At 65.9% G+C, this 14,156-nt stretch carries 13 protein-coding genes; 9 read left to right on the top strand and 4 right to left on the bottom strand.

What is annotated here, in order from left to right:
• Positions 1–10: 10 nt before the first annotated feature.
• From ACZY1I_RS12150 to ACZY1I_RS12115, 8 genes are all read left to right on the top strand, one after another.
• Positions 11–682 carry a class I SAM-dependent methyltransferase gene (locus tag ACZY1I_RS12150; RefSeq protein WP_463755101.1) on the top strand — a complete coding sequence of 224 codons (672 nt, stop codon included), beginning with the start codon at positions 11–13 and terminating at the stop codon, positions 680–682.
• Entirely contained in the window at positions 679–1,932 is a 1,254-nt protein-coding gene (locus ACZY1I_RS12145; RefSeq protein WP_463754647.1) for a molybdopterin-dependent oxidoreductase, read from the top strand. Before ACZY1I_RS12150 ends, ACZY1I_RS12145 begins: the two co-directional genes overlap by 4 nt.
• Entirely contained in the window at positions 1,925–2,452 is a 528-nt protein-coding gene (locus ACZY1I_RS12140; RefSeq protein ID WP_463754646.1) for a hypothetical protein, read from the top strand. Before ACZY1I_RS12145 ends, ACZY1I_RS12140 begins: the two co-directional genes overlap by 8 nt.
• Positions 2,453–2,492: 40 nt before the next feature.
• Entirely contained in the window at positions 2,493–3,683 is a 1,191-nt protein-coding gene (locus ACZY1I_RS12135; RefSeq protein ID WP_463754645.1) for an alpha/beta fold hydrolase, read from the top strand.
• Positions 3,684–3,726: 43 nt separating this feature from the next.
• Positions 3,727–5,136 (top strand): WS/DGAT/MGAT family O-acyltransferase, encoded by a 1,410-nt coding sequence (locus tag ACZY1I_RS12130; RefSeq protein ID WP_463754644.1) that lies wholly within the window; start codon positions 3,727–3,729, stop codon positions 5,134–5,136.
• 70 nt (positions 5,137–5,206) lie between these two features.
• Positions 5,207–5,986, top strand: a complete 780-nt coding sequence (locus ACZY1I_RS12125; protein WP_463754643.1) for a crotonase/enoyl-CoA hydratase family protein — start codon at positions 5,207–5,209, stop codon at positions 5,984–5,986.
• Between the two features lie 59 nt (positions 5,987–6,045).
• Positions 6,046–7,539 (top strand): class I adenylate-forming enzyme family protein, encoded by a 1,494-nt coding sequence (locus ACZY1I_RS12120; RefSeq protein WP_463754642.1) that lies wholly within the window; start codon positions 6,046–6,048, stop codon positions 7,537–7,539.
• Positions 7,536–7,832 carry a hypothetical protein gene (locus tag ACZY1I_RS12115; protein ID WP_463754641.1) on the top strand — a complete coding sequence of 99 codons (297 nt, stop codon included), beginning with the start codon at positions 7,536–7,538 and terminating at the stop codon, positions 7,830–7,832. The genes ACZY1I_RS12120 and ACZY1I_RS12115 overlap by 4 nt, the downstream gene beginning before the upstream one ends.
• Positions 7,833–8,148: 316 nt before the next feature.
• Here the strand turns inward: ACZY1I_RS12115 and ACZY1I_RS12110 are convergent, their stop codons facing one another.
• Positions 8,149–8,769 carry a TetR/AcrR family transcriptional regulator gene (locus tag ACZY1I_RS12110; protein WP_463754640.1) on the bottom strand — a complete coding sequence of 207 codons (621 nt, stop codon included), beginning with the start codon at positions 8,767–8,769 and terminating at the stop codon, positions 8,149–8,151.
• A gap of 323 nt (positions 8,770–9,092) precedes the next feature.
• Between ACZY1I_RS12110 and ACZY1I_RS12105 the strand changes: the two genes are divergently transcribed.
• Positions 9,093–9,905 (top strand): crotonase/enoyl-CoA hydratase family protein, encoded by an 813-nt coding sequence (locus ACZY1I_RS12105; protein WP_463754639.1) that lies wholly within the window; start codon positions 9,093–9,095, stop codon positions 9,903–9,905.
• Positions 9,906–9,975: 70 nt separating this feature from the next.
• On the opposite strand, the gene ACZY1I_RS12100 is transcribed toward ACZY1I_RS12105, so the two are convergent.
• From ACZY1I_RS12100 to ACZY1I_RS12090, 3 genes are read right to left on the bottom strand one after another with little or no spacing between them, the layout of a single operon-like run.
• Positions 9,976–11,451 (bottom strand): aldehyde dehydrogenase, encoded by a 1,476-nt coding sequence (locus ACZY1I_RS12100; protein WP_463754638.1) that lies wholly within the window; start codon positions 11,449–11,451, stop codon positions 9,976–9,978.
• Positions 11,452–11,496: 45 nt separating this feature from the next.
• Entirely contained in the window at positions 11,497–12,264 is a 768-nt protein-coding gene (locus ACZY1I_RS12095; protein WP_463754637.1) for a class I SAM-dependent methyltransferase, read from the bottom strand.
• Positions 12,265–12,304: 40 nt separating this feature from the next.
• Positions 12,305–14,047 carry a serine/threonine-protein kinase PknH/PknJ gene (locus tag ACZY1I_RS12090; protein ID WP_463754636.1) on the bottom strand — a complete coding sequence of 581 codons (1,743 nt, stop codon included), beginning with the start codon at positions 14,045–14,047 and terminating at the stop codon, positions 12,305–12,307.
• Positions 14,048–14,156 lie beyond the last annotated feature (109 nt).

Genomic DNA, 14,156 nt, shown 5'->3' with positions numbered 1-14,156 from the left:
GAGGCGTGAAATGCTGGGGCATCTGTACGAGCGGGCACTGGACGGCGAACGATGTTGGATCCGGCACGATGACGGCGAGATAACCCCGCTGCCCGCTCACCGCTGGCTGGGCAAGGTAGCGCCCGCAGCCGACCACACTTCTGCGAACGCTCAGGAGCAGGCGTCGGATGACGCGTTCGATCAGGCCGTCACCCAGATGTGCAGCGGACCGACCATCGAGCTGGGCTGCGGTCCGGCCCGTCTGGTGGCCCGGCTGATCGAGCGTGGTGTGCCGGCGCTGGGTATCGACCGGTCAGTGACCGCGATACGGCTCGCGACCCGTGGCGGTGCTCCGGTCTTACTGGGTGACGTGTTCGAGCCGCTGCCCGGGACGGGCCGTTGGCAGACCGTGTTGTTGATCGACGGCAATGTCGGCCTCGGTGGCGACCCCCGGCGCATTGTCGGTCGGGCCGCGGAGTTGTTGGGCCGTGGCGGTCGCTGCATTGCCGAGTTCGACACGCAGGCCATCGGTATCCGAGAGCGGTGGGTGCGGTTGGAAGCCGGCAGCGAAGTCGGGGAGTGGTTCCGCTGGGCCTCGGTCGGCGTGGACAGCGCCGCAATCCTTGCCGCCCAAGTCGGCCTCACCCTGACCGGTATCCGGATGATCGGCGGGCGGGTGATCGCCACCCTGGCCGCGCTGTGAGCGCACGCGTGCGGGTTCGGTTCAAGAGCCCGCTGCGCGGCCTGTGGCTGACCTCGGTGTTCGGGCTGGTGCTGCTGATAGTGCTGCCGGTCATCATCGTCACCGGCCTGCTCTCCTACATTGCCTACGCGCCGCAGTTCGGCCAAGCCATCCCGGCCGACGTCGGATGGCTTCGACTACCGCTCTTCACCTGGCCCACCCACCCGTCCTGGCTGTACCGGCTGACGCAAGGGCTGCATGTGGGGCTCGGGCTGGTGATCATCCCGGTGGTATTGGCCAAGTTGTGGTCGGTGATCCCGAAGTTGTTCGTCTGGCCGCCGGCGCGTTCGATCGCGCAGCTGGCCGAGAGGCTGTCGTTGCTGATGCTGGTCGGCGGTCTGCTGTTCGAGATCGTCACCGGCGTGCTCAACATTCAGTACGACTACATCTTCGGATTCAGCTTTTATGACGCGCACTACTTCGGGGCCTGGGTCTTCATCGCGGGTTTCCTGACGCATATCGCGCTCAAGATTCCGCACATGATCACCGGGCTGCGATCGCTACCGCTACGAGAAGTGTTTCATACCAGCACCTCTGGTACTCGTGCGGAGTCGCCGGACGACACCGGACTGGTCGCCGAGGATCCGGCCGAGCCGACGATGAGTCGGCGCGGTGCGCTGGCCCTCGTCGGATCCGGCGTGCTGCTGATCGCGGTTCTGACGGTCGGCCAGACTCTCGGCGGGCCGGCCCGCAGTGTTGCGCTGCTGCTGCCCCGCGGCCGGCAGCCCTCGGGCAGTCGAGATTTCCCGATCAACAGGACCGCGGCCGTCGCCGGCATCACGCCCGAAGCGGTTGGCGAGCAATGGCGACTGGTCCTGCGCGGTGGGCCGGCCGCGGTGGTGCTGGACCGTGCGGCGCTCAACGGCATGCCACAACACACCGCGCGGTTACCTATCGCCTGCGTCGAAGGCTGGTCGACGGTGCAGACCTGGAGCGGGGTGCGGCTGGCCGATCTGGCGCGCTTGGCCGGGGTGGCGGCACCGGATTCAGCGCGGGTGACGTCGCTGCAACGTGGCGGCGCGTTCAGCGTGGCCACGTTGGCGGCCAATCAGATCGTCGATCGGGACGCGCTGCTCGCCTTGCGGGTCAACGGCGCAGACCTGTCGATGGACCACGGCTATCCGGCCCGGATCATCGTCCCCGCGCTGCCCGGGGTGCACAACACCAAATGGGTTGCCTCCATCGACTTCGCTCCGGGTCGAAATGCGTAACCTGGCAAAGCTTTTCACGCGGTACTACGGAGCCCATCCGCTGCATCTGCTGACCATGCTGGCCGGTCTAGCGATGCTGGGTTACGTACTGCTGATCGCCAAGCCCGTCACGTTGTGGAATCCGGGTGTGTGGTGGCAGTCGATCGTCGTCTGGTTTGCCGCCGCCGTCATCGGCCATGACCTGGTGCTGTTCCCGATCTACGCGCTGGCCGACGCGGCACTGGACTCGGCGCTGTCCAGGCCGGCGCGCCGCAGTCGGCATGAATCAAAAGTTCCGGTGCGTAACTACATTCGAGTCCCGGCTCTCGGAGCGGGCCTCACGCTGCTGGTATTCCTGCCCGGCATCATCGAACAGGGGGCGGATACGTATCAGGCCGCCACCGGAGGGTCCCAACAGCCATTTCTCGGCCGATGGTTGCTGCTGACCGCCACGATGTTCACCGCCAGTGCCATTGCCTACGCGGTGAGACTGATTCGGATGCACAGGCGTTCCGGGCACCGCCAGGCGACCCCGAGATAATGCTGGGTTATTACCGGTCAGTAGGGGTACGCTCCCCAGCATGACCGCGAGTGGACAGTCCAAATCTTGCGTCAAGTGGATGCTGCAGGCCAGTCCTGCTGACTATCTGCTGGCCATGAGCAAGGCGGGGGCTTCCCTGCCGTTGGTCGGAAAGCGACTCGAGCCGATCGGGACCGTCGCCGCGCTGAGCGTCTGGGGCATGCGGTTCGCGCCTGAACTGATGTCCGCATCGTTCAAGGGTCGGGGCAGCGAGGAAGAGCGCCGTCGTGATCGCGAGAGCACCAACGACGTGTCGATCGCGGCCTTGCGCGGGATGGTGTCGGCCGCCGAACTGGACGTCGAGTGGCCCGCCGCAGACCCCACGCCCCCATTCAGGAAGGCGCTGCGCCGGAGTAAGTACCTCTACCGCCGGGGCGTCCACTACGGCGATAACCCGGTTCAGACGCTGGACGTATGGCGCCGCAAGGATGTGTCACTGGAATCCGCGCCGGTGCTGGTGTTCGTGCCGGGCGGTGCCTGGGTGCACGGCAGCACCCAGATGCAGGGGACCGCACTGCTGTCGCGGCTGGCGGAGCAGGGCTGGGTGTGCCTGGCGATCAACTACCGCGTGTCGCCGCAGAACCGCTGGCCGCGCCACATCACCGACGTCAAAACCGCCATTTCGTGGGCGCGGGCCAATGTCGACAAGTTCGGTGGCGACCGCAATTTCGTCGCGGTGGCGGGTTGTTCGGCCGGCGGTCACCTGGCTGCCCTGGCCGGACTGGCCCCCGATGACGCGAGCTACCAGGCCGAGCTGCCTGAGGGTGCCGACAGTTCCGTCGACGCCGTCGTCGGTATCTACGGCCGTTACGACTGGGAGGACCGCTCCACGCCGGAACGCGCGCGGTTCGTCGAATTCTTGGAGCGGGTGGTGGTCCAGCGTTCGATCGCCCGTCGCCCCGAGGTGTTCCGGGACGCGTCGCCGATTGCCCGCGTGCACCGAAACGCACCGCCGTTCCTGGTGATTCACGGCAGCAAGGACAACGTGATCCCGGTGGCGCAGGCCCGTAGCTTCGTTGAGCGGTTGCGTGCGGTTTCGACCTCGTCGGTCAACTACGTGGAACTGCCGGGCGCGGGCCACGGCTTCGACATGCTCGACGGACCACGCGCGGGTGCGATGGCCCACGCCACGTCGCTGTTCCTCAACCAGGTCCACCGCACCCGGACACAGTTCGCCAAAGAAGTCATCTGAAGTCCGACCGCTTGTAAGGTCGCGCTATGGGTAGGGAACTGCGGTGAAGCGGCTGACCGGGTGGGACGCGGTACTGCTGTACAGCGAGACGCCGAACGTGCACATGCACACGCTCAAGGTGGCCGTCATCGAACTCGATCCGGCCAGTCGTGGCTTTTCTATCGATGCGTTTCGTCAGGTCATCGCCAGCCGGATGGACAAGCTGGTCCCGCTCGGTTACCAGCTGATCGACGTTCCGTACCGGTTCCACCACCCGATGTGGCGGGAAAACTGCGAGGTTGACTTCGATTACCACGTCCGGCCATGGCAGGTCGCGGCGCCGGGTGGCCGCCGTGAACTCGACGTGGCGATCGGGGAGATCGGCAGCACGCAGTTGGACCGCGCCCGCCCGTTATGGGAGATGTACTTCGTCGAGGGCCTGGCCAATGACCGGATCGCCGTTGTGCTCAAGATCCACCACGCCCTGGCCGACGGTGTCGCGTCGGCCAACTTGATGGCGCACGGCATGGATCTGATGCCGACGCCGCAGGTCAGCTCCTACACGCCTGATCCGGCGCCGACCAAACGGGAGCTGATGAGTACGGCGTTCGTCGACCACATGCGGCACATCAAGCGCATCCCTGCAACCGTCGCTTACACCGCGCAAGGCGTCCGGCGGGTACGACGCAGCTCGCGCAAGCTTTCGCCGGAACTGACCATGCCGTTCACGCCCCCGCCGACTTTCATGAACCACATGCTTGACTCCGAGCGCCGGTTTGCCACCGCCACGCTGGCGCTGGCCGATGTCAAGGCGACGGGCAAGAAGCTGGGCGCGACGATCAACGACATGGTGCTGGCCATGGCCAGCGGGGCGTTGCACAGCCTGCTGCTGCGCTACGACGGCAAGGCCGAGCCGCTGCTGGCCTCGGTGCCGATCAGCTTCGACTTCTCGCCGGAGCGGATCTCCGGCAACAAGTTCACCGGAATGATGGTCGCGCTGCCCACCGACCTGGACGACCCGCTGGAACGGGTAAAAGCCGCACATGACAACGCGGTCTTCGCCAAGGAAAGCCATCAGTTGCTGGGGCCGGAACTGATCAGCCGCTGGGCTGCCTACTGGCCGCCGACGGCGACGCAGGCGATGTTCAGGTATTTGGCCAGCCGCGACGGGCAGAACAAGGTGCTCAACCTGAACATCTCGAACGTGCCGGGTCCGCGGGTCCGTGGCCGGGTGGGCGGTGCGCTGGTGACCGAGATCTATTCCGTCGGGCCACTGACCGCCGGCAGCGGTCTGAACATCACTGTGTGGAGCTACGTCGATCAACTCAACATCTCGGTGTTGTCCGACGGCCGCACGCTCAAGGACCCGCACGAAGTGACCGAGGCGATGGTCGCCGAGTTCGTCGAAATACGCAGGGCCGCAGGACTGTCCGGTGAGCTGACGGTGGTCCCGGAGGCGCTGGCTCCGGCCTGATCCCAGGTCGCCGACAGCGTTACATTGACCGGCCGATTCGTCACGCAGGTCGGCGGTTACGATCGGCAATGTGAGCGACGAAGCTAACACCGAGCCCGAGGTCCTGGTCGAGCAGCGGGACCGCATCCTGATCATCACGATCAACCGCCCGAAGGCAAAGAACGCGGTGAATGCCGCGGTCAGTAGGGGCCTGGCCGATGCCATGGATCGGCTCGACGACGACGCCGGCCTTTCGGTGGCGATCCTGACCGGCGCCGGCGGCTCGTTCTGCGCAGGCATGGACCTTAAGGCTTTTGCCCGCGGCGAGAATGTCGTCGTCCAAGGCCGGGGCATGGGCTTCACCGAGCGTCCGCCCGCCAAGCCGCTGATCGCTGCGGTCGAGGGATTCTGCCTGGCCGGCGGTTGCGAGCTGGCGCTGGCCACCGACCTGATCGTGGCCTCGCGAGACTCGGCGTTCGGTATTCCGGAAGTCAAGCGCGGCCTGGTCGCCGGCGGTGGGGGATTGTTGCGGCTGCCCGAGCGCATTCCGCCCGCGATCGCCATGGAGCTGGCGCTGACCGGTGACCAGATATCCGCCGAGCGCGCGCATGCGCTGGGCCTGGTCAACGTGCTGGCCGAGCCCGGCGGGGCGCTGGATGCGGCGATCGCACTGGCGGAGAAGATCACCGCCAATGGCCCGCTCGCGGTAGCCGCCACCAAGCGGATCATCACCGAATCCCGCGGCTGGAGCCTAGAGACCCGGTTTACCAAGCAGATCGAAATCCTGGCGCCGATCTTCATGTCCAAGGACGCCAAGGAAGGCGCCATCGCGTTTGCCGAGAAGCGCCCGCCGAAGTGGACGGGCACCTGATCCGTCGATCCATGAGTTACACTGTGGGCTAGATTTGTAACGGGCCCGGAGGATCGAACTTGAGCATTTCGCTGCTTCTCGAGATGGCTGTGTCGGGCAACCCGGACCGCACGGCCGTTGTCTCTGGGGACCTGCGGCTGACGACGCAGGAGCTCAGCGACCTCGCCGACGGCAGTGCGGGGGTTATCGCAGCGTCCGGTGCCAAGCACGTGGTGTACATCGGAACCGGCGGCGCGATGCTGCCATTGCTCATCTTCGCGACCGCCCGCGCTGGGCTGAGCTTCACGCCGATCAACTACCGGTTGTCCGCCGACGGCATTGCCGCGCTGATCGACCGGTTGCCCGATCCGCTGGTGATCGTCGACGAGCGCTACCGAGACACGGTTGACGACGTCGAACGTCGGGTGATGCTGTCCGATGACTTCGTCACCGCCGCCCGTAGCGCCGACCCGGTCGCGGAGTTCCCCGACCCGGATTCCGTCGCGATAGTGCTGTTTACGTCAGGAACCACGTCGCAACCGAAAGCCGTCGAACTCACCCACAACAACCTGACCAGCTATGTCACCGGGACGGTCGAATTCGACTCGGCCGGCCCCGCGGACGCTGCGCTGATCTGCGTGCCGCCGTATCACATCGCCGGGGTCGGGGCCGCGCTGTCTAACCTGTATGCGGGCCGAAAGATGGTGTATCTAACCAGCTTTGACGCCAACGAGTGGGTACGTCTGGTCAATGACGAGCAGGTGACCACCGCGACCTTGGTGCCGACCATGCTGGACCGCATCGTCAACGTGCTCGAGACCGGCGAACACAAGCTGGCCGCACTGCGAAACCTGGCCTACGGCGGCTCGAAAGTCGGTCTGCCGCTGGTGCGGCGGGCTCTTGAACTGTTGCCGGACGTCGGTTTCGTCAATGCCTACGGACTGACCGAGACCAGCTCGACGATTGCTGTGCTGACGCCCGACGACCACCGCGATGCGCAGGCGGCCTCCGACGCGACGATTGCCCGGCGACTGGGCTCGGTCGGACAACCGGTGCCCGGCATCGAACTGCAGATTCGCGGCGAGGACGGCACCGTGCTGGCGCCGGGGGAGACCGGCGAACTGTTCGTCCGCGGCGAGCAGGTGTCCGGCCGCTACACCGGCATCGGCTCGGTGCTCGACGAAAACGGTTGGTTCCCAACCAAAGACATCGCCATGCTGGACGTCGACGGATATCTGTTCATCGGCGGCCGCAGTGACGACACCATCATCCGCGGCGGTGAGAACATCGCGCCCGCCGAACTGGAAGAGGTGCTGATCGAACACCCGCACGTGCGCGACGTAGCGGTGGTCGGGGTGGAGGATTCGCAGTGGGGCCAGGCGATCGTCGCCGTCGTGGTACCGCTCGCGGGCATCGATCCGGACCCGGACGAACTGCGTGAATATGTCCGAAAGAGTTTGCGAGGGTCCCGCACGCCGGACCGAGTAGTGTTTCGCGACGAGCTGCCAACTACCGCGACCGGCAAGGTGCTTCGCCGGGAGATCATCGAGAATCTAGTAGGGACGCAATCATGATCAAGAACGGAAGCCGCCTGGCCAGCCAGGTCTGTGACACCCAGGTGATCGTCGTCAGAAGTGCCGACAGCCTCGACGACCTGCGTTGCGGCGGCGCGCCGATGGTGGAGATGGGCGGCCCACGAGAGGGCGACCTCGATCCGGCGTTTGCCGACGGCAGTGTGATGGGCAAGCGCTACGTGGACGAAACGGGCGCCGAGGTGCTGGTGACCAAGCCCGGCAAGGGGAGTCTCAGCGTGGGCGAGACCAAACTGGGGCTCAAAGAGGTCAAGCCGCTGCCCGCCAGCGACTGAAGTTTCTGCCCGGCCAGGGGTTAATGGGGCCCTTTTGCTCCGTTGTCCCCGTTGATGCTGACGAGCAGTCCGGCGGTGCCGCCGATGCGCCGGTACCGCCGGTAACAACGGCGCCGTTCTGTCCGGTGCCCGGTGCTCCGTTGGTGCGTCGCCGATCAACGGGCGGTGCAGCAGCAGTTCGGTGGCTGTCCGATGGCGTTGAGGGTTTGCTGTTACACCATTTGCTACGGGCCGGTGGCCGCGGCGTTGGGCAGCCTCGGTGCCGGCGTAGGCGCCCGTCGTCGCGTCGAGCGCTTCGGCACTCAGTCGAGGCCGTTCAGGCGCCGCGCTTGTCGGCCAATTCATTGCGACGAACGAATTCCCTTGCCTTGACCAGGAATTCAAGCTGCTCACCGACGGCGCGAAGGGGTGCGGCGCTGCGCGTCGATCGGCACAGCATGATGGCGCCTTCCATTGCGGCTATCGATGTGACCGCCAGCGACGCCGCAGTCGGTTCGTCAAAGCCATCGGCGATGAATGCCCGGGTCATCGCTGTCGACCAGCGGTCCAGGATGTCGCCGGCCGCGACAGTGAGTTCGAGCTCATCGTCGGCCGAGCCGAGCGCGGCGGCCGCGACCGGGCAACCGGCGGTGAAGCCGCCATCGGTCAGCAGGTGGTCCCAGTAGTTGACGAATTCGCGCAGCAGCGCCCGGGCGCCCCGGTCGGCCGCGTCGTCGATCACGGTGGTGATGGAGTCGCCCGCGTAGCGCAGTGCCTCGAACAGGATCTGGCTGCGTCCTTCGGGGAAGTGGTGATACACCGAGCCGCGCGGCGCGCCGCTGCGGGCCAGAACCGAGTCGATGGTCACGCCGGCGGCACCGCGCTCGCGCATCACCTGGGCGGCGCTGACCAGCATCTTGTCCCGCGTGCTGGGGCGCTTGGTGGTTGTTGGCGTCATGCGGCTTGGGATGCCTGAGGGCTGTGCCGGAGTGCCGGCCAGTGCAGATGGCGAGAACCCTTTCGGAACGGGTGCCGCACGTCTGGCATCTCGCGGGTATATCGCAGACCGGCGATGTTGAGCTCGATGATCCACATGGTTACTCCCGGCGTTTCCTGCTCATGCGCGGCGCCTCCCCACTGAGACGCTCAACCCATGAATATGCTGAGAAGCATATAAGAACGCCACTTAGTAAGCAACCGCTCGCTATCGACTTGTGATCGAGTCGATCTAAACGATTATGGACTATTGTATAATTCATATTTATGCGGTTCACTGGGTCGATGACAAGCCTCGATGCCGGCACTCTCATCTCCCTCGACACCGTTTCGCTCGAGCGGGACGGGCATGTTCTGTTGATCGGCCTGAACCGGCCGCACAAGCGCAACTCATTCGATCGGGCGATGCTCGCCGATCTGTCCCGCGCCTATGCGCTGCTGGAATCCGACGACTCGCTTCGCGTCGGAGTGCTGTTCGCCCACGGCGACCACTTCACTGCGGGCTTGGACCTCGTCGACGTCGGCCCCGGGATTGCGGCCGGAGAGCTGGCGTTTCCGGAGGACGGCCGCGACCCGTGGCGGTTGGACGGCTCCTGGACCACGCCGCTGATCGCGGTCGCGCACGGCTGGTGCATGACGCTGGGCATCGAACTGCTGCTGGCTGCCGACATCCGCATCGCGGCCGCCGGAACCCGCTTCACCCAGCTGGAAGTGCAGCGCGGGATCTATCCGTTCGGCGGCGCCACCATCCGGCTGCCCCGCGAGGCGGGCTGGGGCAACGCCATGCGCTGGTTACTGACCGGCGACGAGTTCGACGCCGCCGAGGCCTATCGGCTTGGGCTGGTCCAGGATGTTGCCGAAGACGCTGCCGATGCCTTGACGAAGGCTCGCGAGATCGCGCACACCATCGCCGATCGCGCCGCCCCACTGGGGGTACGGGCCACGCTCGCATCCGCGCATCTGGCCCGGACCCAGGGTGAGTCGGCCGCGATCGAGCGACTGCGACCCGCGGTCGGCGAGTTGTTCGCCAGCGCGGACGCCGCCGAAGGCGTGCAGTCGTTCATCGAGCGACGCCAGGCCCAGTTCAAGGGTCGTTAGTTCGGCCCAACAGACGCAAACGCCCCCAAAACCGTTCGGTTTCGAGGGCGTTCGCGTCTGCTCGCCGCAGTTACTCGACCGTGTACCCCATCGGCATCAGCACGCTCTTCTGCTGAGTGAAGTGCTCGACACCTTCAGGCCCGTTCTCCCGACCGATGCCGGAGTTCTTGTAGCCGCCGAACGGACAGCAGGGGTCGAAGGCGTACCAGTTGATGGCATACGTCCCGGCGCGGATCTTCTCCGAAACCTCGATGCCCTTGGGGATGTCGGTCGTCCACACGCTGCCGGCCAGGCCGTACACCGAGTCGTTGGCGAGCTTGATCGCATCCTCTTCGGTGTCATAAGGAATGATCGCCAGCACCGGCCCGAAGATTTCCTCCTGGGCGATGGTCATCTTGTTGTCGACGTCGGCGAACACCGTGGGCTGCACGAAGAAGCCCTGGTCCAGACCTTCGGGACGGCCGCCGCCACACACCAGGCGGGCGCCTTCCTCGATGCCCTTGGCGATGTAGCCCTCGACCCGGCTGCGCTGCTTCTCCGAGATCAGCGATCCGATCTGGGCGGCCGGGTCGGACGGCAGCCCGACCGGCAGCATTTGCACGAAATTGCTTACCGCTTCCACGATCTCGTCGTACCGCGAGCGTGGCGCCAGAATGCGGGTCTGGCCCACACAGGCCTGACCGGTGTTCATAATCCCGGAGAACACCATCATCGGGATCGCCGACGCCAGGTCGACATCCTCGAGCAGAATCGCCGCCGACTTCCCGCCGAGTTCCAGGGTGCAAGGCTTGAGCAGGTCCGCGGCGCGCTTGCCGATCTCTTTGCCGACCGCCGAACTGCCGGTGAAGGTGAACAGGTCGACGTCGGGGTTGGAGGTCAGTGCCTGTCCGGTTTCGATGCCGCCGGGTACTACCGACAGCACACCTTCGGGCAGCCCGGCCTCGGCGAACACCTCCGCCAAAGCGTTTGCCGTCAGCGGTGTTTCGGCCGCCGGCTTGAGCACCACGGTGCATCCGGCCAGCAATGCCGGACCGAGCTTGTTGATCGCCAGGAACAACGGCACGTTCCAGGCCACGATCGCGGCCACCACACCGATCGCTTCGCGGTGCACGATCGTCTGCCCATAGGAGCCGTTGCGGATCTCGCGCCACTTGACCTGGTCGACGGCGGGGCCGGCGAAGAAGTTCATCGCCCCCATCGAACCCATCCAGTGCATCGTCTCGATGGTCATCGGCGGCTGGCCGGTTTCGTCGGCGAGCAGTTTGGCGAAGTGCTCCTTGCGCTCTTCGAGCAGCTTGAGCGCGCTCGCGATGACGGCCGCGCGTTCCTTGGGCGGCGTCGAAGGCCACGGGCCGCTGTCGAATGCCGCCCGGGCCGCAGCGACCGCTGCGTCCACATCGGCGGCCGCTGCCAGCGGAACCTTGCCGACGTATTCGCCGGTGGCCGGGCAGTGCACCTCGATGGTCTGGTCGGTCGACGGCTCCGTCCACTTGCCGCCGATGAATAGCTTGTCGTACTCCGTCGTAGCGGTTGTTACTGCAGTCACAATCGCCACCCTACCCAAGCCGGCGCAAAACGAGAACATGTTTCATTACTGCGCTTGCAGGACCAGCACCAGATTGCTCACCAGTAACTCGCGAAGTCCAGGTACCGACGTCATCCACCAGGCCCATCGCGGGTGGTAGCGAGGGAAACTCGCCAAAGCCGCCCCAGTGCTCGCGGCCCACTTCATGCCGTCGGCGGCGGACACCGCGAACAACGACGACCCGTAGTTGTTCTTGGCCGGACGGCCATGCTTGCGCGCATACATGGCTGCGGCACGTGCGCCGCCGAGGTAGTGCGTAAGTCCCATTTCGTGGCCTCCGAACGGGCCCAGCCACACGGTGTAGGACAGCACCACCAGCCCGCCGGGCCGGGTCACCCGCAGCATCTCGTTGCCAAGCTGCCAGGGACGCGGCACATGCTCGGCGACGTTCGAGGATAGGCAGATGTCCACCGAATCGTCGGCGAACGGCAGTGCCATGCCCGACGCCCGGACGAAACTGCCTCGTTCGCCCGCGAACACGGGTCCGCTGGCGTGCATTTCACTCGGATCCGGTTCGACGCCGATGTAGCGGACCCCGAGGTCGGCGAACGCCGAGGCGAAGTAGCCGGGTCCGCCGCCGACGTCGAGCAGGGTGCGCCCGGCCGGGGACGCGCCCCGGTTCGCCAGCCAGAGGTCGCCGACCATCGCTGCGGTGTCGGCGGCGAGCGCGCCGTAGAAGCGCGCCGGGTCGGACTGTTCGAAGCGGAACTCCGACAGCAGTCGTGCCGATCTGCGCAGCCGCGCGCGTCGCGCGAAGACGTCGGTGACCGCCACGCGCACACCCTACGTCCGCGCCGCACCCATGGATCGGGCGCTACTTGGGAACATTCGCCGCGATCTGCTCAGCGATGCTGACCCCCTCACTCGTGAGGCCGTAATTACATGCCGAAACGTTGACCACCACGTTGTTGGCAGAAGTTAGCGCCTGCTGACAACTCCAACCGCTGCCTTTGAGGTTGATCGAGAGGGTCCCGAGGACGTTCGATACCGGCCCGGAAGACCATTGATTGGGTTCGCTGTTAGGCCACTTCACGGAATAGGTTGCGTTCTCGCAGGCCGCCCATACTGGCAGTGATTTCTCCACGAACTCGGCCGCGCTCGTCGCTGAGGGAAACCGCACGACAGCCTGGTCGATCCAGTGATTGGCCGGATCCTCGACGAACTCCTCCTGTAGCGAATCGGTCCACGCACTACCCGTGTAGGCAGCGGAATCCAGCGCGTGGACGACCCGGCACTCCGCGGGCGAGATCTGGACGGGACTCTTGCCGATCGCATGGCGACCACCCGAGTCGGCCAGCTTGGTGGCCCCCATCGCCGCGTTGATCGCGTCGACACTGAGGAGCAGCCCGTTCAATGCCCCCCGGGCAACGAGAGGGGCGGCAGAGGTGGTGGTGGTCGGTGCCGAGCTGACCGCATCGGCGCTGTCCGAGTTCCGGCCTCTCACTATGACAACGGCGGCAACAACGGCCAACACGACGACGACGGCAGCGATGCCTGCCCACACCCGTATCTGGCGGCTACGGGGCTTCGGGGTGGCCGGCGGCGTACTAGGCGGATTGGGGACGGATACCGCGGGCCGCGCGAAGGATGCCGCCTTCGGCGGGGTCGGGTAGGGCGAGTACATGACCGGGGTCTTGGGCTGGTGTCCCTGCGGTGCCGGGTACGGCGCGCGGACAGTTGGCTGGTCGGATCCGGATTGGGCCCGTGGCGGTGTTGGTGCTGGTGGTGACGCGGGCTTGGGGAGAGGTGCGGTGACGGCGGTGCGCGCCGCGGTGATCAATTCCTTGGTAGTGCGGTATCGATCGTCGGGGTTCTTGGCCATCCCTTTGGCGATGACCCGGTCGAGGTCGGCGGGCAGGTTCGCCCGCAGGGTGGACGGACGCGGTGGGGGTTTGGATAGGTGGTTTCCGACCTGCTGTTCGAGACTGCCGCCTGGGAAGGGCTGGCTTCCGGTGAGGCATTCGTGCAGCACGCAGGTCAGAGCGTAGATGTCGGCGCGGTGATCGCTGCGCCCGTTGGTCAGCCGTTCGGGGGACAGGTAGGCAAAGGACCCGACGACGCCGCCGCCGTGAGTCAGTGATGTGTCGCCCGCCGAGCGAGCGATACCGAAGTCGATCAGGTAGGTGAAATCGTCCTCGGCGACCAGGATGTTGGAGGGTTTGACGTCGCGATGGACCAGGTCGATGCGGTGAGCGGCGTGAAGCGCTGAGGCCACCTGCTCGATGATGTAAACCGCGCGCGTGGGGTCCAGCGGCCCATCGGCCAGCACGGTTTGCAGATCATGACCCTGAATGAGGCGCATCGTGACGAACAAGCGTCCGTCGATCTCGCCGAAGTCGTAGATGGGGACGACGTGCGGCTCGTCGAGTCCGGCTGCCGAGCGAGCTTCGCGGCGGAATCGTTGCTGGAAGGTTTCGTCGTCGGCGAACTCGGCGGGAAGCACCTTGAGTGCGACCACGCGTTCGGTGACGGTGTCGAACGCCCGCCACACCTCGCCCATGCCACCGCGGCCCAGCAACTCGATCAGGCGGTAGCGGCCAAATGGTGTGCCTTCCACACCCCACCTCCCGTTGACGCACGGTACTGCGCCCACCATAGGATCTCGCCACCGATTCGCCGAGCCTAATCTGGATAATTCTTTCAATGCGGGCCAGTGGCGGGCGAAA

The organism is Mycobacterium sp. IDUB_37 (genome assembly GCF_055419245.1).
The sequence above is the reverse complement of the archived record's forward strand: the minus strand, read 5'-3'. Positions and strand labels throughout refer to the sequence as shown.